The sequence below is a fragment of the Dyella sp. 01L423 genome (genome assembly GCF_056399945.1).
In genome coordinates this window covers 1-502 of the sequence record NZ_JBFTSI010000037.1, presented here as the reverse complement: position 1 = coordinate 502, position 502 = coordinate 1, and the positions used below count along the sequence as shown (strand labels likewise).

The 502-nt window shown below is 65.9% G+C and carries 1 protein-coding gene; it reads right to left on the bottom strand.

Going from position 1 to position 502, the window contains the following annotated elements; genetic code table 11:
- On the bottom strand, nt 1–323 hold a 323-nt coding region (gene hslV, locus AC1DMY_RS20940; RefSeq protein ID WP_477166766.1), incomplete at its 3' end, for an ATP-dependent protease subunit HslV.
- Between the last annotated feature and the right edge of the window lie 179 nt (nt 324–502).

Sequence of the window (502 nt, the reverse complement as noted above, 5' to 3'; positions counted from 1 at the left end):
GTGTCGCGGTCGGCCGTGATCAGCATGGCCTCGAGCCGGCGCAGCGCGCGGTCCGAGCGCCAGTCCTTGGCCAGGTCCACCGCGGCGCGGGTCAGGTTGCCCTGGTACTTCTCGAGCTTGGCCTCGAAGCGGTCGAGCAGCGAGAAGGCGTCGGCCGTGCTGCCGGCAAACCCGACCAGCACCTTGCCGTTGTAGATGCGGCGCACCTTGCGCGCCGTACCCTTCATCACGATATTGCCGAGAGTGACCTGGCCGTCACCGCCGAGCGCAACCTGGTTGCCGCGTCGGACGCTGACGATGGTAGTGCCGTGATACTGTTCCATGGTGCCTTCGTGGTCCTTCTGTGATCTGTGGAGTGTGTCAGGGGGTAGGTGGCGACACGCAGCGCGCTTTCAAGAGCCGCACGCATCACAGGCGCCCGCCACGGGCAATCCCCACAATATAGAAGGCGCCGGGCGGGCGCCAAAACAAAAAGGCCACGCATCGCTGCGTGGCCTTCTGC